At 29.4% G+C, this 22064-nt stretch carries 10 protein-coding genes; 1 reads left to right on the forward strand and 9 read right to left on the reverse strand.

From position 1 onward, the window contains the following. Positions 1-127: 127 nt before the first annotated feature. The 4 genes from NXS15_RS00175 to NXS15_RS00190 all read right to left on the reverse strand — a co-directional run bounded on the left by NXS15_RS00175 (position 128) and on the right by NXS15_RS00190 (position 17890). Positions 128-8878, reverse strand: a complete 8751-nt coding sequence (locus NXS15_RS00175; protein WP_259289860.1) for a hypothetical protein — start codon at positions 8876-8878, stop codon at positions 128-130. Next, positions 8878-17052: a hypothetical protein gene (locus NXS15_RS00180; RefSeq protein ID WP_259289861.1), complete on the reverse strand. Its 8175-nt coding sequence runs from the start codon at positions 17050-17052 to the stop codon at positions 8878-8880. Before NXS15_RS00180 ends, NXS15_RS00175 begins: the two co-directional genes overlap by 1 nt. Before the next feature lie 167 nt (positions 17053-17219). Next, positions 17220-17648, reverse strand: a complete 429-nt coding sequence (locus tag NXS15_RS00185) for a hypothetical protein (RefSeq protein ID WP_259289862.1) — start codon at positions 17646-17648, stop codon at positions 17220-17222. Positions 17649-17659: 11 nt separating this feature from the next. Then, the gene (locus NXS15_RS00190; protein WP_259289863.1) at positions 17660-17890 is read right to left on the reverse strand and encodes a hypothetical protein; all 231 of its coding nucleotides are present in this window, start codon (positions 17888-17890) and stop codon (positions 17660-17662) included. 322 nt (positions 17891-18212) lie between these two features. Here NXS15_RS00190 and serS point away from each other — a divergent pair, with 322 nt between their 5' ends. After that, the gene (serS, locus tag NXS15_RS00195) at positions 18213-19481 is read left to right on the forward strand and encodes a serine--tRNA ligase (protein WP_259289864.1); all 1269 of its coding nucleotides are present in this window, start codon (positions 18213-18215) and stop codon (positions 19479-19481) included. Between the two features lie 248 nt (positions 19482-19729). Here serS and nusG read toward each other — a convergent pair whose 3' ends face one another. The 5 genes from nusG to rlmB all read right to left on the reverse strand — a co-directional run bounded on the left by nusG (position 19730) and on the right by rlmB (position 22057). After that, positions 19730-20332, reverse strand: a complete 603-nt coding sequence (gene nusG / locus NXS15_RS00200) for a transcription termination/antitermination protein NusG (RefSeq protein WP_259289865.1) — start codon at positions 20330-20332, stop codon at positions 19730-19732. Between the two features lie 10 nt (positions 20333-20342). Further along, positions 20343-20552: a preprotein translocase subunit SecE gene (secE, locus tag NXS15_RS00205; RefSeq protein ID WP_259289866.1), complete on the reverse strand. Its 210-nt coding sequence runs from the start codon at positions 20550-20552 to the stop codon at positions 20343-20345. Continuing rightward, complete coding sequence (gene rpmG, locus NXS15_RS00210) at positions 20552-20701, reverse strand: 50S ribosomal protein L33 (protein ID WP_259289867.1); 150 nt, start codon at positions 20699-20701, stop codon at positions 20552-20554. Before rpmG ends, secE begins: the two co-directional genes overlap by 1 nt. Before the next feature lie 68 nt (positions 20702-20769). Further along, on the reverse strand, positions 20770-21339 hold the full coding sequence (locus tag NXS15_RS00215) for a hypothetical protein (protein ID WP_259289868.1): 570 nt from the start codon (positions 21337-21339) through the stop codon (positions 20770-20772). A 1-nt stretch (position 21340) separates the two neighbouring features. Then, positions 21341-22057 (reverse strand): 23S rRNA (guanosine(2251)-2'-O)-methyltransferase RlmB, encoded by a 717-nt coding sequence (rlmB, locus tag NXS15_RS00220; RefSeq protein ID WP_396888586.1) that lies wholly within the window; start codon positions 22055-22057, stop codon positions 21341-21343. Positions 22058-22064: the final 7 nt, after the last annotated feature.

Here is a 22064-nt window from a genome sequence, read left to right on the forward strand (position 1 = left end):
AATATTTTTGATATAAAAATCCCACTTTTTGATAGTAAATTAAGACAAAAAAATAGACTCGAATCGTAAAGTTTCGAGTCTATTTTTTGTTTGAGATTATTCTCTATTTTATATGATCTTTGCTATATTAATTCTTTAAATCTTTAAAGTTAAATTCAACAATACCTGTGTTGTACAATACAGACAATTTGCCAATTTTATCATCACTAATTGTTGAAGTATTTTTGATATTGTCGCCGTTGGTATCTGTTGTGTAAATGTAAATATATGCGGCACGATGATTTTTAATAATATATTTGCTATAACCTGGATCGGTGCTTGTTGGAGTATAACCAGCATAATCATTACTTACGTCACCACCATCAACATCTTTTGCAAGGTATGACTCGTTTCCTGAATTGTGATTATCTCAGATATCAGTGTGTTGAACCATGTATTTAGCAAAGTCAATATTAGATCACACATATGCTTGTGCATTATCATGTTCATATGTTAAAGTCGGTGTGATAGAATTATCATTTAATATTCTTTGTTTTGTTACGTTGAAACTTTCAAAGTGTGTTAGAAATAGTGACACATTTTTAGTTGCATCGTCAAAATCAACACCCATTCTAATTCTATTTAGAATAACATCAGGCATTGATTTAGTATCATCAATGACTCCGTCATTAACCACAATTGCATTTGCGTTAGCTTCATAGTTAGCTGGACCAACTAATAAGTTTGAAGGTATAGCTGCGTCAATAATAATTTCATTACCTTGAACTGAAATATTCAATGCTTGTAGTTCAGAATCAGCACTAATTTGTGTAGATTGTTGATAAATGTAGAATTGAGGGAATAAGAAATTAATATTGAAATTATCACTTCCTTGTGTTCTTTCGCTATATTGACCATTTTCGACAACACCTACGTGTTTTAGAACTTCGTCATTATTACGTGTGTGATATAGAACAAGTTGTTTATTTCCTTCAATTCCAAGAGCTTTTTTAAATGTTTCTAGAACTTTTTCACTAGCAAGTTCACGATTAGTAACGTCATCTCATCCTAATTCTTCAACATTTCCAATTACTTGTTTTGAATTGTAACCAAGTGAGCTTTTTTCATAGTTTTTAAAGAATACAGAACTTGTTCCTGATTCTAGCGATAAACTATCTTTAGTTTTGAATCTTAATTCTCTATCAACATCAAAACTAAAGCCTGAATAGTTGCTAAATGAATTTAGATTATCTGGTCTATATTCATATCTCAATTTCGCTTTGTATACTTTTTCACTAATATTAGATGATTGTTTTACAACTCATTTATTCAAACTGGTGTCTTTTACTAAGTAAACCTTGAAGTAAATTGGGCTAAAGTTTGACTCAGAATCTATCTTTGTATCACCAAAATTATCGAACATACTTAAGAACGAGTCGTTGTTAGTGATATCTAGTTTTTCTTCTTGAGGATCTAGAGATTGAGTCATTTTATCTAAATTCTTGTTAAAGTCTTCAAAAATGATTGAATCTTTGACCTCTGGATTTATATTATGTAATAAATTCTTGAAGTTGTTATTTAAATCAACATTATTTATATAGTCAATAAATGGTTTTGCACCTATTATTACACCATCAATTGCGTTTAAATTATCAAAAACAAAAGAGTTTGAGATAAAGTTAGTTGCACTGTGCATTTCTATAGATGTAATTTGTTCGTTAAATGGTGTTCATTTATTGTGGTAGGCTGTAGAAATCACGTTTGCTGAATCTATTTTATTTGCTTTAAGTAGATATTGTCATATTTCATTTAAATTAGCACGTGATGCTGATAATTGTTCCGCTTCATTTTTAAGAGTGCTAATCAATTCACCAAATGATGTTAATAAATTATTTACTTCTTGTATATTGATTTGCAGTTCAGCTGTGTTTGAGTTTGATTTAATAGTTTGTAATTTTGCTACATAGCTTGCTAATGAAGTTTTTAATGTAGAAAAGTTAGCTTCAGTTTCAATAAAACCAATTTGTTTAAATAAACTTTGTTCTTCTGAACCAACACTTGAAGTAACTAGACCTTTATCAAATATATTGCTTAAAACAGTTAATTTACCAGTGTTTTCAGTTAGCAATTCATCAAAATCATTGTTTATAGATTCTTTAAATTGATCAACAACTTCCTGAGATTGTTTAATTAGTTCAATATTTTTGTTCAAGTATGCATTAACAAATGATGTTTGAATATCGATACCTGAATATTGTTTTAAGGAATTAGATATATTCGATTTTGATGTGGTAAATGAGTTAACTTCATTGTTTTTAGCAGTTATTTCAGTAAATTTATCTGCTGTAGGTTGTTTTCAAATTGAATTAATCAAAATGTTGTCAGTATATGATTGCAATAACTCTAATTTTTTATCTAGTTTATCACTTTGTACTTGATATGCTTTTTCAACTTGTGAACGGAAAATATCAAGAGCTGCTTGAATCAATTGATTCATTTTATTTATTGATTCTGCTTTTGTTGCTTGATCGTCCAATTGACAATTTTTTATATCGTCGATTGCTTTTTCTTTAAAATGTTCTAATTTAGCGTCTTGTGCATTGTTAGTTGGTTCGTTTAATACTTTGTACAATTGTTCAGCATTTGATGCTAACTGTGTTAATGATTCTTTTTTCTTAGCAATAACATCTTCTGTTAAAGACTGTAATTGAGCTATTTTTAATTTCTTAGCTTCGTTAGTTGTATTATCGTCTTTATTCATTGCAACTGCTTGTTCAATTGCTTCACCTAACTTGCTAAATGCACTTTTTACAGCTGCCGAATCAAGTTGCTCGCTAAGACCAGTTTGTTTTAAATTGTTTACTTTTTGTGCTTCACGATAAGCAGAACTTAATTCTTTAGTATTTTGAATTGCATAAGGAATTGAGTCTTCAGTTTTACCTGATAATCATTGATTTTGCAAATCAGTAAATTCGCTTGGATCAGTATTTTCGTCAAAATGAATACTTTCTAATTTAGTTGTAAATTGTTTTAGTTTTCTTTCTAGATATTCTCTCTCATCAGCGTTGATGTTTGAATCATTTTTAATTTCAGACTTAACTACACCAAGTGAAACATAAACATTTAGGCGTGCTTTTTGTAATTCCAATAATTTTATTTTGTTTTCTATTTCTTGTTTTTTCTCTTCCATTATCTGTGCTGTTGGAATTGCTTCATTATACATATCTTCAGAACTTTCAATCTCATCAGTCAATGATGATTTTTTATCAGCAATGTCATTTGTAGAAGGAGTTATTGAAATAGCATAAGCGTTAATTTCTTCAATTTTTTCGGCTAGAAGTGTTTGACTAACTATAAATTCTTTTAAGTTTGCAAGTTTTGTTTGCACTGCTTCCATTTGTGTAACATTATCTGCGTTTGAATTTTCTTTATATAGATTTTTGACTTTTGCTTTTAAGCTTGCTAGTAATTTTGGATATTTTGTCGTATTGCTATACAATTCAGACTTTTCAAATTCTTTGATTTGAGTGGTTGTTTCCATGCGTTTTGCACGATTGCTTGTTTGCAATGTTAAAGCATTCTCGATATTTGTTAAACGTACTTGGATTTGGTCGGCGTCAAGATTTTCACTACCTTGTGGCAAGTTATCTCACATTGCTTTAATTAGATTTTGTTCATCTTTTACTGTGTTAGCGTATAAATCGTCAGGTTGGTTTTCTCTTTGTTGTTTTCACTGCTCAATAGTGTCTGAAATCTCTTTTTGTTTGGCAATAAATAATTTTGCTTTTTGAGCCATCGCATCGGCAACAGATAGTTTTTCATCTTTTTGTTCAGTAGTTAAATTGCTATCAATAGTAGCGGAATTAGAAATACTTTGCAATCAGTTTTTCGCTTTTTGTAAGTTACTTTCTCCGTTAACTCCATTTAGATCAAAATAGTTTACCGAATTACTTTCAGCAATAGTATCTTTCACTAGTTTATCAATTTCTAATGCTTGTTCTAGTCTTGTTTTAGCTGCTTGAATCTCTTTAATTTTTTCTATATATGCATTTTTGATTCTATCAACCGATTCTTGATTTTTATCTTCATCAAGCGAAATTGAATTTGCGTATAACTGTTGAGCTTCTTTGATTAATGGATTTAGATCTTTAGAAATAAGTGATGTAACAATGTTTGATGTGTTAGCTGAGTTATTTTCTTTTAATATTTGAGCTGAACCTACCATTAATGCAAGTGCATCTGAGTATTTTTTAGTTTCATCAATTACATCAAGTTTATTTTTAATTTTACTTAAAGTTGTTTTATCTAGAGTATCAGCATTAGTGTTTTTAATGTCATCTAGTATTTTATTAGTTAGTATTCTAAATTCAGGATCAACTGAATTGCCTAGGTTTTTTGCTTCACCAAAAATCTCTGTAATTGCGTCATTAACTACAACTCTATCTGGGTTAGATTCACCAGGTAATTTTGAAAAATTGTCAGCGTGAGCAATCAACTCGTTGGCCAATGCTTTATTTTCACTTCTTTTCCCGATTTCTTCTTTAATTTTTGTGATTTTAGCAATCAAGTCTTTATGTTTAGATTTTATTGTTTCAACATCAAAAGGACTTTCTGGGAATAGGTTTTTGTTAAGCAATGCTTTTAATTGTTCAATACCTTCAGTAATTTCGTTATCTTCTGGGTTTTCTTTTGCTAATTCTTTATATTTTCGAATAGCATCTACAACGTCTTTTTGAGTGTCGTTATAGTTTTTCATTGCTTGTGTTTGTTTTGAAATCTGTAGAGCTTGTTCTTCAGTATCAATACCGTTAGCACTATTTAAAATAGCGTCAACATAGTTGGTAAAATCGTTAGTTAACTCTTTAACAGTATTGATTTCGTCATCTGTAACTGATTTAATTTCGTCGTTTGCGAATTTTTTGTACTTATCAATTGCGTTTTCAACAACATCTTTGTTGTAAGCTTTTTTCATTGCTAATACAGCAGCTTCAATGGTGCTAGGTGTAGATTTATCGGTATTTTGCAAATCTTGTAGATATTCTTGTCTAGCTAATTTATAGTTATTGAAGTCTTCCCCCTCAGGAGCAGAAACCCCGTCTCCAATAAATGCCTTTTGGTCATATTCTGTTCTAATAGCCTCAGAATCACTTTTTGCTTTGTTATATTTTGATAATAATTTTTGTTTTTCTTCGATTAATTTAGCAATTTTGTTTTCAAGTTCTACACGTTTATCATCAATAGCTTCTGGGCTGTATGCTCCATTATCAGAATCTAATATGCTTTGATATTGAGCTTTAGCTTCATTTACGCTATCTTTAATTGATTTTAACAAATCACGGTTTTCTTCAGCATCGGTTAATACTTTTGGTAATTCATTTACGACTACTTTACGTAATTTGTTTTTTGCTTGTGCAATTTGAACTGCTTCTTCTATTGCAGCTTTTTTACGCGCAATTTCCTCAACTGTATCTTTTGGTTCAACGGTTAAGTTTGGCATATTTTCCATAATTATTTCTTGAAGTTTATTTGCTTCAATTGCACTATTAGTTTCATCTAAATCTTTATCATTTTTTATTTCATCGTAGGCATTAATGGCATTCTTAACAACATCAATTAGATCATTTTCGGCATTTAGTTTCTCTAAAGCGTCTACAGTATCTGGCAAGGCATCTGATGCTATTTTTTGTTTAGAATATTTATCAAGATTTATGATTGCTTTGTTTAATTCAGATTTAAGTGCGTGTGGAGATTGGCTATCAATTGTGTATTTTTTAGCGACTATTCTCTCGTTCAATGACTCGATTTTGTCTTGATTATAAGCTAAGTCAAGTTTCGCCTTCTCGTTAGATATTTCATGCAATGCACCATCTAATTTGTCAATACTTGGCAAATCATCACCTGAACCGACTGCAATAAATAGAGCGTTAATTGAATCTTTTACTGATTTAGCCTCTAGAATAGCTTCTGGAACTCTAGTTTTTCTATCTGGATCACTATTGTATTTTTCAGCATCTTTTTCATACTCTCTTAATTTTTCTTCAAGTTTTTTCACTAATGGAACTGATTGCGATAGTTTATCCGCCTTAGCTAAAAGATCGTTTTTTTGTTCTTTAGTCAAGTTTGGACGTTGTGCTTGGTTATACAAATCTTTTCATCTTGTACGAAGACCATCTTCGCCTGGACTTTGTGTCGAGCTTTCTGGATAAGCTTTATCAATAGCTTCTTTAATTTTGTCTAATTTTTGGTTTAAAAAGCCGTCTTTACGTTTTTCATTAATTTCATGAAGTAGTGTTGTGGCTTGCTCCGATAATTTTTCAATCTTGTCAGAATCAATAACATCATTTGATAATTCTTCGACAATTTTTGCCCTGATTTCATCAATTTTGTTAAATTCTTCTGCGAAATTGTTTCTAATATCTGGATCAGATTCAATTTCTTTTCTTGTTTTATCTAATTTATCAATAATTTTGCTTACATCATCAATATGTTTAACATCTTGTTGAGTATTTTTAGCAACATCCATAACCGACTTTATCGAGTTTAGAAAATCATCATTGAATAAATTTGAATCATTATTTACTGCATCATCTTGAAGTAATAAATCATTTGTTTTTTGGTTTTGTTCTCTTAATAATTTGTTTGATGATGTTAATTTTTTCAATTGGTTAATTTGATATTCCGTTGGTAGATAATTCGTGTCGTTTGTAGGGTTGAAAGAATCGTATGTATATTGAATTGCTTTATATAACTCTAATGTTGCTTTATCTTGTACTATCGATGTTTCTAATGCGTTAACGATAAATTTATATTCTTTTATCAGCTCTAATATTTTGTCTGAAATTATAGGGTTAAATTGAAGTGAAACTTCTTTATTAACTCTGCCATTAAGCTCATTTAATTTTTGTTCTAACAGTTCGGAATTAACATTAAGTGGTTTTAAATCATCACTTTGTAAAACAGTTGCAATTTCAGTAATTCTTTGTTCTAGTTGTTGGAAATCAGTGATTTTGTTTTTGTTTAGTTTTGCTAGTTGCTCAATAGTTTTTGAGCGTAGAAATGCTAATTCTATTTTTTGTAAACCACGCAATTGTTCACGAACATTGTATTTGTACGCAACTAATTTGTCTTTATCTAAATTAGCATAAATGTCTAGGCTTAAAATTCTATTTTGCAAATCAGTAGCCAACTGTTTAACATTGCCATTTAGATACAATGCTTTAAGTTGTTCAGGATAATCGTTTAAATTTAAGATAGTTTCTTTGATTTGAGAAGCTAAATCTCTAAATTCAAAACGAGTTTCAATTAAAGTAGATACAGAGTCAATTTTATTATTAACTTCTTTAACTAATTTTTCTACATTAATATCTTTCTTGCCGATTTCTTTGACAAAATTATTGAATTCGTCTAGTTCAATTTGAGTAAGTAGTGGGTTAGGATACGCATTAGTTACTTGTTTAGTAATTTTTGCAAAATGTTCTTTTGCAACATTGAATTTTTGCTCTAAATTACGTAAAGTGTTAAATGAGTTTCTTAGATTAGTTACAGTTGAAATTAATTCATTTTTATCAATTTCTTGTATTTTTTTAGTGTCTATCAAATTCATGAATGATTTATCAAATTTTAGATTTTGTTCAATTTTTTCAAAATTGGTTTTTGGGAATGCTTTGACAAAAGCTAGATATTCATCAATAATTTGTTGATTTGTTGAGTTAGCTGAGTCTAACATACTATTGAATGTTTTTAAGTTATCTAATGCGTCATTTAAATCATTTGTGGTTGTTGATGCCTGAATTTTAAGCGAACTTGTGTTGTTGAAATAATCGCTTAACGACATATAGTTTGATATTGATTTTAAATTAAGATGTTTGTCTAGCGCTTTCTTAGTAACAATTTTTTCATTTGAAATTAAATTAACTAATTTATCGAAAATTTCACGGTTTGCTAGTGCAGAATTTTCTTTTCTAATGTTAGATTTCAATATTGCTATTTCATCTTTAAGATCTTGGGTCAATTGATAATTGGTTGGAATAACTGAAAGCATATTATTGAATACATTTGTAAAGTTTGAGTTTACAATATTATTCATTTCAGTTAACACTTCGTTATATCTGTTTAAAAATTCTGTATTTTCACTACTTGCGTCTTTAAGTTTGTTTTCAATGTAAGTTTTATTAATAGCAATATTATTGATTCTAAATCTTCTATCTAGAAGATCATTTTCAATTTGAAATACATTTTGCATAACTTCATTACGCAATGCTAATGTAGGGTATTTTTGAATCAATGAAACAACATTATCATCTAATGTATTATTTGGTTCCATTAAATGAACGCTAATTAGCTCATATTGATCATTGATTTTCTTTGTAAATTCAGTATTGAATTTTTTAATTCATTCTTTTTTAGCATCGTTTGAAAGGCTAGAAAATTCTGCAAATGAATATTTAGGATTTATCGATTCAATATTATCAAATTGGCTACGTAAATCAATTTCTCTTAGTCTATTAACTTGACCTTCCAATAGTTGTCTAAACTCATCCATTTTGTCGTCGAATGTACCAGCATCCAACTGAGAATTAGCTCATTTGCTAATAATTCCTAATTGATAATTTCCGATTCTATTAAGGGCGATAAATTTTTGAAGTGTGGTTGAATCAGGATTAGTAATAGTAAATTCTGCTAAGTTCGTTTCATTATCCAATTCTTTTGATTCTTGCTCGTTTAAATTGAAAGTATTTTTATATTTAGCGAACGGAGCATTAAATTCCTCATATCTTCTAATCGCATTTTTACGATTAGAAATCTTTGACTCTTTTGAGCTAATAGCAAGAATTGTTAAAGCTGAAGACCCAGCTGTTAATAATACTATTGATGTTAATAAAATATTACTTTTCTTCATTAGTTTCTCCCTTCTTCTTTTTTATCGTGTAGCGTTAGATAAATATCAAACTTGTCTATAACGTTATTTAATTCTGGACCGTAGTAATTGAACTGTCCAATTCTTCTACCTCTATAGTTATCTCTAGCCTGAGCTCTTTTGTCATTGAAACGAGTCAAGAAGTTTTGCGCAAATACATTTGCCTTAATAGCATTTAATGCTTCAGTATCTGTAACACCTTGAACATCAGGACTTGAATTTATTGCCGATTCAGTTAGACTATTAAATGAATTGTTGTCAGTAGACTCCAATGGTAAGTAAATGCTTCAATTAGCAAAAGCATCTGGGATATTGTTGTAAGCATATCCAAAATCCACGTTTGAATTGAAGTCAACTGTCGTTGATGTTTCGTAAAAAATGTAAAGAACTGCATACTTACCTGTATCCGATACTACTGGAATAGATACAAAGAAAGGAATATACGAAGTGTAATCTGTACCACGTAAAACTAAGTCAGATGAACTTTGAATTCAGTACATAAATTGTTTATTTCCAATTTTCGGTATATTTCAGTGGTCGTTGCTTCCGCTATTTATTTCAGCCAACAATCCAGCAACACTCTCTTTAAATTTAATTTTAAATTTTAAATTAGGACCTGATGTGGAAAGATCGGTATTTGAATCATAGTTACCATCTAAAATTTGTTTTAGACTTAATGAATTTACATTCGCTGGTTTTTGTATTTCATTTTTTATTGCATTATCTCATTGAGCATCATCAAAGGAAACATCTTCTCTATAAAAAGGTAAATTATTTCTACTTTGGTACTGTTGACCACCTTTTAATAGTCTTCCCAATAATACAGTATTAAATGTTTTATTATTTCATCCGGCTTTTGATGCTTCAAAAAGAACTTTGCTACTTGAATAGCTTCTACTTTCGGCAACTGTTGCAGAATCATTTTTATAAATATCGTGTTTAGATATTCTTAACGCTTTTAGTGTATTAAATGTTACTCAAACATCATTGAATTTGATTTCAAAATCAGTAACATCATTAAAGAAGTTGTTAGCTTCTTCGCCGCTTGTTGGTCTAACATATTTAACCTTAATATTAAATTTAGTTTTCTTAATACTTGTGTCACTTTGAAGAATTGTTGGAACTCATTCATCAGTTGTGTTTGTTCTGGTAATGAAAACTTTAACATTATTTGTGTTATATAACTTGTAATTGTTATCGTGCGCGCTAACATCTTTTAGGAAAATGAATTTATCAAATTGGTCCATAAATTCATTAATTTGAGTTACTTCTAATTCTAATTTATCGTTATTTGGATCAGCAGCTCTAACTTTTTCAATTACAGTTTCTAATAACACATCTGAGTTAGGTAAAATTTCTTTTCTAATTTTTGCTTCATCATTTCCTAATAAGTAATTAAAGAAGAATTGTTTGTTTGTTTCTTGCTCCATTCATTCTAATAATGAAACACTTGGTTTATACACGCTGAATAAAGCAGAAAGTTTTTGATTAATAGATAGATCATTTTTCTTAGCTAATTCAGTGTTTGCTGAAGATTGGTTTGCATCTGTTAGTGAATTATAAATTGATGCGTATGTCAAAATAATGTCAGCAAAAGGAATGTTGGTTTGTGCATTTTCACGATAATCTTCGCCAGCAACTAATTTCAACATCTCATTCATTGTTCTTTTCTCAATAAATTTATTGTAATTACCTTGTAAACCGTCAACATCGTTTTCGCTAGTTCCATAAATCAATAAATCGATTTTGTTAATTGCATTTAGGATACCTTTTGATGATTCTTCGTATGTTGCAAATTCTCTTTCAATATCACTTTGTGTATTTGAATCAGTATCTTGGTTATAGTCAATTGATTCATAGGTTTTAACACCTAATGAATTAAAATCACTTGTGATTGTTGAGTTGGCTGAGTTAACTTCTGATATATGAATTTGAATTGTTGGAAAACTTCCGTTTTTATCCGCAATTTTCTTGATTAATTCATACAAGTGCGAGTGATCGGTAGTATCTTCTTTCAATTGTTCATTGAAATTATTTATTTCACTTTTTAGATTAATGATAGATTTTTGAGAGATTGTTTTGATTGTTGAATAGTCGTTTTCTAATACATTGTATAGACTTCTTAATTCTTTTGTTCTTAAAATGAAATTAGAATCATTTGTGGTTGAGTCATGAACTTGTGTATATCTGTTTAAATCGTCTTTAATTCCGTTGATAAATAGGTTTAAACCTAAATATTTAGAAATTTTACTTGATTGTTCTGGTGTTAAAACACCTGTTGTTGAACCACTTGTATAGTTTTCTCCACTTAGGAAGTTAACATAAGGTTTTAATCTTTCATACATCACTTTTAAGCGATTTTTTTCGTAATTAATAATAGCTTCTTTTTGTTTTGCTATTTCTGTATTTGCAGCGATATAAATTTCGTTTACTGATTTAATATTAGCTAACGTTTCAACAGAATCGTTAGCATTATTTCTAATTGCTAGATCCTTAAAAGCTCGTTGTTCAGGACTTTGACTACCGGTATATGTTTCGCTTAGATAATCATCAATAACTTTGATTTCGTATAAAGCTTGTTTAACTTCTTTATCTTTTTCTGCTTTTATTCTTGCAATTATTCCGTCAATATCGTTTTCAATATTGTAAATCGATTGTAATTTATTAGCTTCGTCGTGTGGTGTTGGATAGTCAAATGTTTGTCTAATGTTTGTGTTTGCATTAGCCAATATTGTTTGTAAATCATCATAAAGCGCTTTCATTTCGCTTGTTTCTATGTTGTAGTAATCATTGTCACTTTTACCGTCAAATGATTTTGCTTTTGCGATTGCAGCATTCAATTTCTTAGTATTTGCCAACGCAGTGTCAAAACTATTAGCACCACCAGATAAGTATTTATTGGTTAGTGTGTCGATTGTATCGATATTGATTGTTGTATAGTTAGCTAAATCACTAATTAAACTTGCAAGAATTGCTTTTAGTGGAGCTTTTAACTTATTGTTTACAGTACTGTCACTGTCTAATGTTTCGCCTTCAAGTTCATTTACTTTTTCATTGTATTTAACAAGTAAATCAACTTTAGCAATCAATGAAGTTAATGTTTCATTTTTTTGTTCAATGTCCGCTCTATTTAATTGATTGAAGTAATAGTTATCGGCAGTTTGGGTTGCTGAATCTTTATCAATTTCTTCGTATTTTTCAGTAATGTCGTGGATTACATCAGTTAATTCTTGTGCTTTATTTGCGCTAGTTTGATTTACTTGGGCTACTTTAGCTTTAGCGTCGGCAACTGTATTAGCTAATTCAATATATAAGCTTAATAAATCGTGTGCTTTAATAGTATCTTGTTCAATTGTTTCAATTTGCGAAATGTTTGCTGGCAAGACAACATTTTTAACTTTTGTTAATTGTTCTTTGAAGAAAATGTTTTGATCTTCTGTCAGTTCATCATATTTATTTCCTGGATTTTGGATTTGATTAATTTGACCTTGTTCAACAACGAGTAATTCTTTGATTTTGTTTAAAGCAATAACTCTAGCTTTATATAAATTATCGGCTGCTTCATATTCTGAATTTAGATTTTGTTTTAAAAGATTAATTCCATTTGATAATTCGGTTGAATTGAACTCGCCCGTAGGAACATCAGGGACTGAATCTAGAACTGCTTGTCCGATGTTTTTTTCATCAGATTCATAACCATATTGAACATTGTCATAAGTTCAAGGAGTTTTTTCGTAATGATTTAATTTTTCACTTTGAATATCAATTAAAGAATCAGTGTTTGAAACAATAGTATTCAATAGCGAAATTTTAATTGAGTCATCTTTTATTTGACTACTTGCACCATATTCAATTAATTTTGCAACAAATTGTTTAAATTGTTCTTTTTTGGTTGTAGGATCAGTTGTTGCTCCTGTACCTAGTTTATATGTTATAGTTTCGACTTTTGCTTTTAACGCAGTAATATCAGTATTTAATTTAGCATATTCGCCTTCACGTCTAATTAAAGTATCAATTTCTTCTTTTAAAGTAGAGAAAGCTGAAAAATCAGTGTATTTGCTTTTTGCTTCAACTATTTTTTCTTCTAGTTTTCGTTTAAATTCAGCAACACCAGCAGATAATTCTCCTGTAGTTGCATCAATATCTGTGGTTGCTTGTTCAGATTTTTTAACAAACTTAGCAAATTCAACAATATTTGCAATATTAGCTTTAACTTGTCTAACTTTATCAGCGATTTCTGCAATTTGTTTCTTGTCATCACCTTTATGTTCTTCATCGCTTCTTTGAACATTATCAAGATCTTGAACATATTTATCCAGTAAATTATCAACAGCAGTTTTGGCACTTGCATCAGCGTCAACACCATTCATTCCATTTGCAAATTGTTCTTTAACACTAGCAATTTCTGCTTTTTCTTCATCTTTTAACTCATCAAACGAACTTGCTTCAGCATATTTTTGTTCAAGTTGAACTCTTTTAGCATCAATTTCGTATGAGGTTGGTGACGAAACGCTTGGCTCTTCGTTTTCAGCTAATGGACTTGACTCTTGGTATGCTTGTGTTAAAAATGATTTGTTTGGATCATTTTCAGGTAATGTTTTAATTTTTTTAGCAACTTTTGCTTGTTCATCTAACAATGCCTCAAGCGACTCAAGTTTAGCAGTTTGCACAATAACATCACTGACGCTATTATCAGCAGTGTCATCATTAATATTTTCGTTTAATTTTGCAACTAGTTTCTCAATTTTATCAATTGGGTCAACACCATTTAATGTTAATGCTGGATCTTGAGCTAATTTTTCTTTTAAGTCATTGATTTTTGCTTCTAGTTTTGCTTTTTTATCATTGAATTTGTCTTTATTGAATGCTAATTCAATTTTATCTTTAATGTTTTTAAAGTCGTCAAGTGTAGCTTTATCAAAATTACTTTGTTCACCTTCTGCATCAGGGGTTTTGTTAATTAAATTTTCATACTCTAATTTTAATTTTTGTACATAGCTTCCGTTTTGTGGTTCATTAGTATTGTATGTAGTAAAATGTGAATCTTTTTCTTGTTGTTCAAATTCTTTTAATGATTCAGCCAAATCGTCTTTTGCACTTTCAAATTGTTTATTCAAGTCAGATTTACGATTAGTGTAATTAATTAAAGCAATTTTCATTATATTTTTTGCTTGAATTAATTGCGCATTTGTTGAGTTCACGTCACTTAAAACAGATTGTTGCTCAGCAATAATCTCTGCTATTTTGGCATCTAAATCATTAAAAATAACTCTTTGAACTTTGTCGTCGCCTTTGAATTGATTAGATTGAAGATTTTGTAATTTTACAATCTCATCTTTAGCTTCTTTTGAAGATTCAATTTTTTGTAACATTGAATCAATTCTAGAAATTTTTGTGTTAATTGTACCGTTAGAATCATCTAAGCCAGCACGGTTTTGTTTAATAACTTCTAATAAATTACTTGCTAATTCAGGGTATTTTTGTTTGTCAATTTTGTCATAAATTAGGGCAGCTTTTTTAAGTTTTGCTAATAATGGTTGTTTTTGAGCTAATTTAACTGCCGTTGAGCTAGCACTAATCTCAGCTTCAACATATGCGTCTTGAACACGAGATTGAAGACCTTTAACTTCAGATTCTAAAGCACTAATTTTGGCTTCGTTTTCTTTTATAGCATCTTGGTCTACAAGGTTAATGCCATCTTTTCATAATTGTTCTAATTCTTCTCTCTTAGTGTTAATTTGAGAATTTAGTTCATTAATTTCAGCATTTTTAGAATTTACAGTTTCAACAGATTTATCTTTTAAGCGTTCGAACAGTTTGACATCATTAACTAATAGGTCAAAAGGTTCTTTCGAAATATCTGAACTGTCAGTTAGTTCAGTTGGTTTGATTTGGTTTGATGATAATTGTAGTTGTTCTTTTTTAAGTTTTGCTAAAGAAACATTGATCTCAATTTGTTTTCTTAAGTTGCTAATTTCTCTATTTTTTTGGTCTAATCACGCTTTATTGTGAATCATTACATCGTAAAGTTGATTATTGATGATATCTTTTAACTCATCAATTTTTTGTTGAGTTTTAGCGTTTTCACTTTCTAGGTGTTCAACAGCATTTTTGAACTCAGTATTTGCTGCAACATCATCTCCGAATAGATTTCCATCAGCTTCTTTTCTTAAATCAGCGGTAACAATAAGTGCTCGTTTATGGTCTGATTCAAGGTTTTTTGTCCCTACTTCAAGAGTTGAAACAGCCTCGATTGCATCACGCAATACAACCATTTCATTAACTACTTTTTGACGTTCATTTTTCTTCTGTAGTTCGTTTTTGTCAGTGCTTTTACCAATAGCTTCAGTTTGAGCTTGTAATTTAGCTAGAGCTTTTGCAAGTTTAGATTCGGCTGGAGTTTCTGATTCGCCAGGTTCTCTGTAAATAGAAAAGACATCATTCAATAATTTATTGATTGCTGCTGCTGCAGTTCTACCTTCAAGTTCATTTCTTTTATCGCCGAAGTCTTTTAGTGCAGCGTTTAATTGTGATTGAATTTCAGATAAGTTTACATTAGGGTCAGTAGGATTATTCAATGCATCAATAGCTTTTTGTCTTAGATCTTTAATTATTTTCAATTCTTTTGCTAAGTAGATTTTTACTTGATCGTTGTCTTTTACACTTTCAATAATATTATCAGCAGCATCTTTTTCAGCACCTAACGACTTAATTTCTGCTATTTTATTTCTATATATTTGGTGTTCTGCTTCTAATTTTTCTAGTAGCGAATGTTTTGTATCATCACTCAGTGAATCATCTTGTTGAATTAATTTGGCTTTAGCTGCAATTTCTTTTACTTTTCTTTTTAATTCGTCTTTAACTGTGTTGTCATCATCACCAAATTCAATTTCAATTAATCTTAGTGTTTCATCAGTTTGATTTTTGATTGAATTTACACGGTTTGATAATTTAGCATCTTGTAGAATTTTAAATGCATTTTGAGCAGCACCATTTTTGCTTATTAAACCATCGTTGCTGATGTATGAAGCCATTTCTTCACGAGTAGAAGTTGAATAATTATTAGCATATTCAATAAATTTATTTTTAACTGAGTCTCACAAGTTAACTAAATCTGGTGAAACCATACCCTTAGCAAATTCGGCTTGTAATTGAGTCAATAAATTGGCAAGTTCTTTTTTGTTGTGAACTCTTTCAAAATTTAACATTTCTTCGAAATGAGATGCTAATTCAGCATTAGGTGATGAATCAGTGTTAAATGAAGCTAATTGAGTTAGTACATCTTGGATTGGTTTAAGATCTGGTGATGTCGAAAACTCGGCAGCATGAGCGATTGAATAATCAATTTGTGATTTAAGAATTTGTAAATTATTTTTTAAAAATTCATGGATGGTTTTAATCGAATTTATTTTAGCGATTTGTTCGTTTAATAAAGGTACAAAAGTAAAGAAATCATTGTATTGAAGTTTATTGATATCAGCTTGAATTAATGATTGATCTTTTTTGTCTAAATGAGAATTTTCTAAAAGAGAAGACACCGAAATATACAATTTGTTAGCAATTGTAATTGAATTAATATCTCCGATTAAATTAGAATAAACATTTTGAATGTCATCATATTTTTTATTGTCGATATATTTTTGGGCTTTATTCAAAATTTCGTTAAGTTTTGCTGTGAATAATGGTTTAAATTCATTGGTTTTTGATTTTAGGTTGCTTATTAGATTTTTAGCTAATTCCAACACTTCACTATCTGATTTAAAGTATTGTGCTGTTTTTGAAGTGATAGATGAAACAAAGCCTGAAATTAAATCATAGGCGCTTTCATCATTTGTGTTATTGATGATTGTTGTATTCAAATCAATTGGATTAGAATTTACAAACAATTCTAGAGCATCTAGTTCGTTGCTAATTTTATCTTTGCTTAATTGTTCCAAGCTTGTTAAAGCAACTTGTCTTTTTGCTTCTCTAATTTGTGATAGTAGTTTATTAACACTATCTTTATTGTTGCCTGTTTCGTTTGAATATAATTTTGATACTTCTTCATCAAACAACTTGTGGTAAACATCAACAGCATCTCTGGTAATTATTTCTTGGTCAAGTCTTGAATAAATAAATTTGTTAATATTGCTTATTTCATTAATTTTTGAACCCAAGTGCAATCTATCTAATTTTGTAATATTACCTAATTGAAATACATTAATATCTAGTTCAATTGGGAAAGTGATCTTATCTTGTTTTTGAATAATTGTCTCAACTTGTTTTAAAAATTCACCTGACTCGACATTTTGTGCTAAAAGATTATCAAACTCATTACGTAAATCTACTGATTTATAATACTTCTCAATTGTTTAGTTGCCTTAATTTTGGCGCTTTCACTTTTTGCGTCTTTATACAATAGCATTGGCATCATCGATCTAATTTTATTTCTTTGATTTAGCATATTGGTAATTGAGGCTTTTAAGTCAGTATTATCTGAATTAAATCTACCTGCGCTCAATTGTTTTGAGTAGTTAATAGCTTTTTGTAACTCGGTAATACTTTCTTTACTTAAATCATTTTTTGATTTTAATAAGTCTTGAGCTTGTTTTGTAACTTTATCAAGCTGTTCATATGAAACTGTGTCTTCTTGTCTCCTAAGATCAGAATTTGTATGAAGCAACGGAATTGTTATAGCTAAAGCAGCAGCAGGAATACCTGTGCTCAATAAAGTTGCAAGTGCTATTTTTTTCTTTTTATTTTTATCTGACATATAAATCTCCTTTATTTATTGAATCAATGGAAAATACCATGTACTCTTTGTTGTGTTGTAAGCAACAAACCGTCTTGTTGAGTACCTCTGTAAATTAAAAAATCCGCTAAATATGCAATAGAAACTGCAAGTATTAATAGAAAAATAATTGCAAAAACGATTGTAAGAATAGTCATAGCTTTTCCTTCGCTATTTCGACTTGATTTTTTTTCAAAATCAGTTGTTTTTAATTCATCAACCATAATACCTCCTAAAATAATATGTATATTTATTTAATATTAATATAAATAGACATACAATATTCCGAATGATACAAAATTTTATGAAATTCAAAAGAATTAATTTTAAATTAGGTAAAAACTAATAATTTTGCTTGTATTTACTGAAAAAAAACACCAAAAACACTGAATAATTACAGGTTTTTAACCAACAAAATTGAGCAGTGTTATTCACAATGGCAACAAAATTAATATTTTAAAATGTGTGTTCTTAATATTAATCAAACGCAAAAAGTGTATAATATTTAAATATTAATTTAGACATTAATTCAAATTTAGGAGAGATATGTTAAACATCAAATTTATTCAAGAAAATAAAGAAAAAGTTAGAAAAAATTTAGCAAACAGAAATTTTGATTTAAGTGTATTTGATAATCTTGTTGATTTATTGGAACAACGTGGTAAATTGATGCACGATGCTCAAACAAAACGTGCTGAATTATCAAAATTTACTAAAGAAGAATTTACAAACGCAAAAGGTGATAAAGAAAAAATATCTAGATTAAAAATCAAAGCGGCAGAACTAAAAAAAGAGCAAGTTGAATTAGAGAAAAAAGCTCAAGAAATAGATGAAGCTTCTAATCAATTACTTTGAACAATACCTAATGTTACATTGGATAGTGTACCAGTTGGTAAAAGCGATAAAAATAATGTAGTAATCGCAACTCACGATAATTTAGGCAAAGGATTGGTTGTTAAAGCAAAACCACATTACGAGATAGCTAAGAATTTGAATTTAATTGATTTTGAGCGTGGTGTTAAACTATCAGGAACTAGATTTGTGGTTTATACCGGCTTAGGTGCTAGATTAGCTAGAGCAATTCAAAACTTCTTATTAGATTTACACACTAGTGACGGTTATGAAGAATTTTCTACTCCTGTTATAACTAAACCTAATATTCTTTTTGGAACCGGACAATTGCCTAAATTTAAAGAAGATCTTTTTAGCGTTGATGGTAACGATTGATACTTAATCCCTACAGCCGAAGTAACTTTAACTAATCTACTAAATAACGAAATTGTTGATTTATCTAAACCACAAAGATATACAGCATTCACTGAATGTTTTAGATCTGAAGCGGGAAGTGGCGGTAAAGATACAAAAGGAATAATCAGATTACATCAATTCAAAAAAGTTGAATTAGTAAAAATAACCAACGAAAAAGATGCTTTAGTTGAATTCGAACAAATGTTAGCACAAGCTAAAAAAGTTTTAGAATTATTAGAACTTCCATACCGTGAAGTGTTATTGTGTACTGGCGATACAGGTTTTTCATCAAGAAAAACAATTGATTTAGAAGTATGACTTCCTTCTGAAATTCAATACCGTGAAATCTCTTCTGTTTCATATATGGGTGATTTTCAAGCAAGACGTGCAATGATAAGATATAAAGACGAAAATGGAAATAATCAATACGCACACACAATGAATGGTTCTGGTTTAGCAATTGACAGATTAATTGCTGCTATTTTAGAAAACTATCAAAACGAAGACGGCTCTATTACTGTTCCAGATAAGTTAATTCCATATATGGGAACTGATATTATCAAATAATAAACTAATATTAAACCTAAAAATACTGTGGCTTATGCCAAAGTATTTTTTCATTACACCAAACGCAGTATTATTGCAAAAAATATTGAGATAATACTGCGTTTTGTTCAGTAAATATACACGGCTAATAATCTTTGGGAAATGTCTATATTTATTGACGATAATCAATAAAAACTCTTATTTTTGTATAAAAAATCAACACTCGTGTGTTGATTTGATGATTAATTTTAATTATCAATAATATGCTTCTATTTTTCTTGACTTTCAATTACATCATAGTCAAAATCTGTTGGAACATATCTACCAAAATATTCAACTTCTACAGAAACTTTTTTAGTGTTGTCATTTGCTGATATCACTTTTCCAGTTTGACCTTTAAATGGCCCGTCGATTATTTCTACTATTTCACCAATAGCAAATTTATTTTCGGTTTTACCGTCATTAAAGTCTTTAAAGAATTTTTCTTCTGATTTGAAACTTCTTTTAATTTCTCTTAACGAAACCGGAGTTGGTTTAGCTCCCTTACCCGAAGAACCGATAAGACCTGTTACATATTGGGTGTTACGAACAACAAATCACGCCTCGTCACTCATAAACATACGAATAAAAATATAGCCACTATACATGTTAATCGTTTTAACTTTGTATTCTTCGCCGTTAAGTTTTTTTTCTGCTTCTTTGGCTGTTAAACTTGGTTTTTTAAAAATTTTAAAAGCACCATCTGGGGTAGCTTCATTATCAAAATCAGCTTCAACTTGTTCACTTATTATTCTATTTTTTAGTGATTCAACAACAATATCTTCTTTACCTGATACTGTCGAAATCATATATCATTGAAATTTTTTATCCATATTTACTCCTCTAATTAATACCTATTTTAGTTCATAGTAAGGAAATCAAGGTTGCAAAAAGCATTACTATTAACGTAAAAAGTAAGGTAAAAGCAATAACTTTTAAAAACGAAATTCAATTTGTTTTTTGTGATGGTCATCTTACTCTTTTCAATTCACGCACAAATCTTCTAAATTTAAATTTTTTCTTTTTTTCAACTTTTGGCTTGTTTTTGGTCATTATTTTTCCTCTTTATGTAAAGTGTGTGTTTTACATTTTGGGCAGTATTTTTTCACTTCAATTCTTGTTAAATTACCAGAACCTTTTGTTGTTGAGTAATTTAGTGAAAAACATACAGAACAACTTAATGTAATTTTTTGCTTTTTCATATTAATTATATTTAATCTCCTTAATTTACGTTAAATAAAAAAGTGCTCAGCACTACCATTAGTATACACTATTTGCAGTAAGTGCTGAACATTTTTCCAATATTATATTGATAACTGTTTAATTTGGTCGCAGTTAATAAATTAACATATCTCGTATTTCTTAACTTATGAATTAATTTCATATTTTTGCTATTTTTCAATACCTTTTCAGTGAAAATCATCAAATCAAGCTCGCCCAAAATTTTATCTAGTTTTTCACTAGCCGATACATCATAAACATAAAACAATTCATCAGCTGGTGTTGAAATAAAATTCGGACTGCGTTTTTTACAATTTCAATATTTGAACTTATTTAAACTGAAAAATTCAATTGACTTCAATAAAAAAGTTCTCAAAGTAGCATTTTCGCTAATTTTGTAATTAGCTAACATCCTAGGAATTGTGAATAAAAACTCATAATAAATATCGCCTCAATCAAGCAAATTTTGCGGATTGCGATATAGCATTATTTTTACTTTTGTTTTTAGATCATGGCCATATAGATAGTCAATAATCTTTATAATTTTTTCATTGTTTGATGTTCTTAACAAATTAACCAGGTCCTCATTATTCAGTTTATCTAGCTTTGAAAAGATCATTTTACCCCTTGGTTATTTGATTAATCAATAAACCAGCAGCAACTGATACGTTAAGCGATTGCACACTACCACGTTGGGGAATATAAATAATAACATCAGACTCATTCAACACCGGCTGACTAACTCCATTACCTTCATTTCCGATGACTAAAATTGTTGGTTTGTTATATTCTATCTGATCAAAATGCTGTGCATTTTCATTTAAAGCGGAAGAATATACTCAGTATCCAACCTTTTTTAAACGTTTTAGTGCTGCAACAATATTATTTACCTTAATAAATTTAATACCAGCAAAACCACCTGAACTAATTTTTAAAACTGTTGAAGTTATGTCGGCACTTCTGTCTTTTGAAAGAATAATGTGTGTAATGCCGAATGCATTTGCAGTTCTAATTATGGCTCCTAAATTGTGTGGATCTTGAATCTTATCTAACACCAAAACATTTTGGGGTTTATCTTTTTCGATACTATTCAATTCATGTATAGGAAAACTTTTTAAAACAGCAATAATTCCTTGATGATTTTCGCTTGTAATCTCGCTAAAAAACTCGTTGCTCTTAACAATAACATTCGCTGTTGTTTGTTGTTTAATTTTTTGTGAGAGTTTATCAGAATTGACATAAACAACATCTATTGGCAATTTATTTGTTATCGCATCATTTACTGAATTTCTACCTCACAACATTAATTTTTTCATATTTTTGTTGCTTTTTTTCATAATATAT

The sequence above is a fragment of the Mycoplasma sp. CSL7475-4 genome, from assembly GCF_024834065.1.
GTDB lineage: Bacteria > Bacillota_I > Bacilli_A > Mycoplasmatales > Metamycoplasmataceae > Mycoplasmopsis.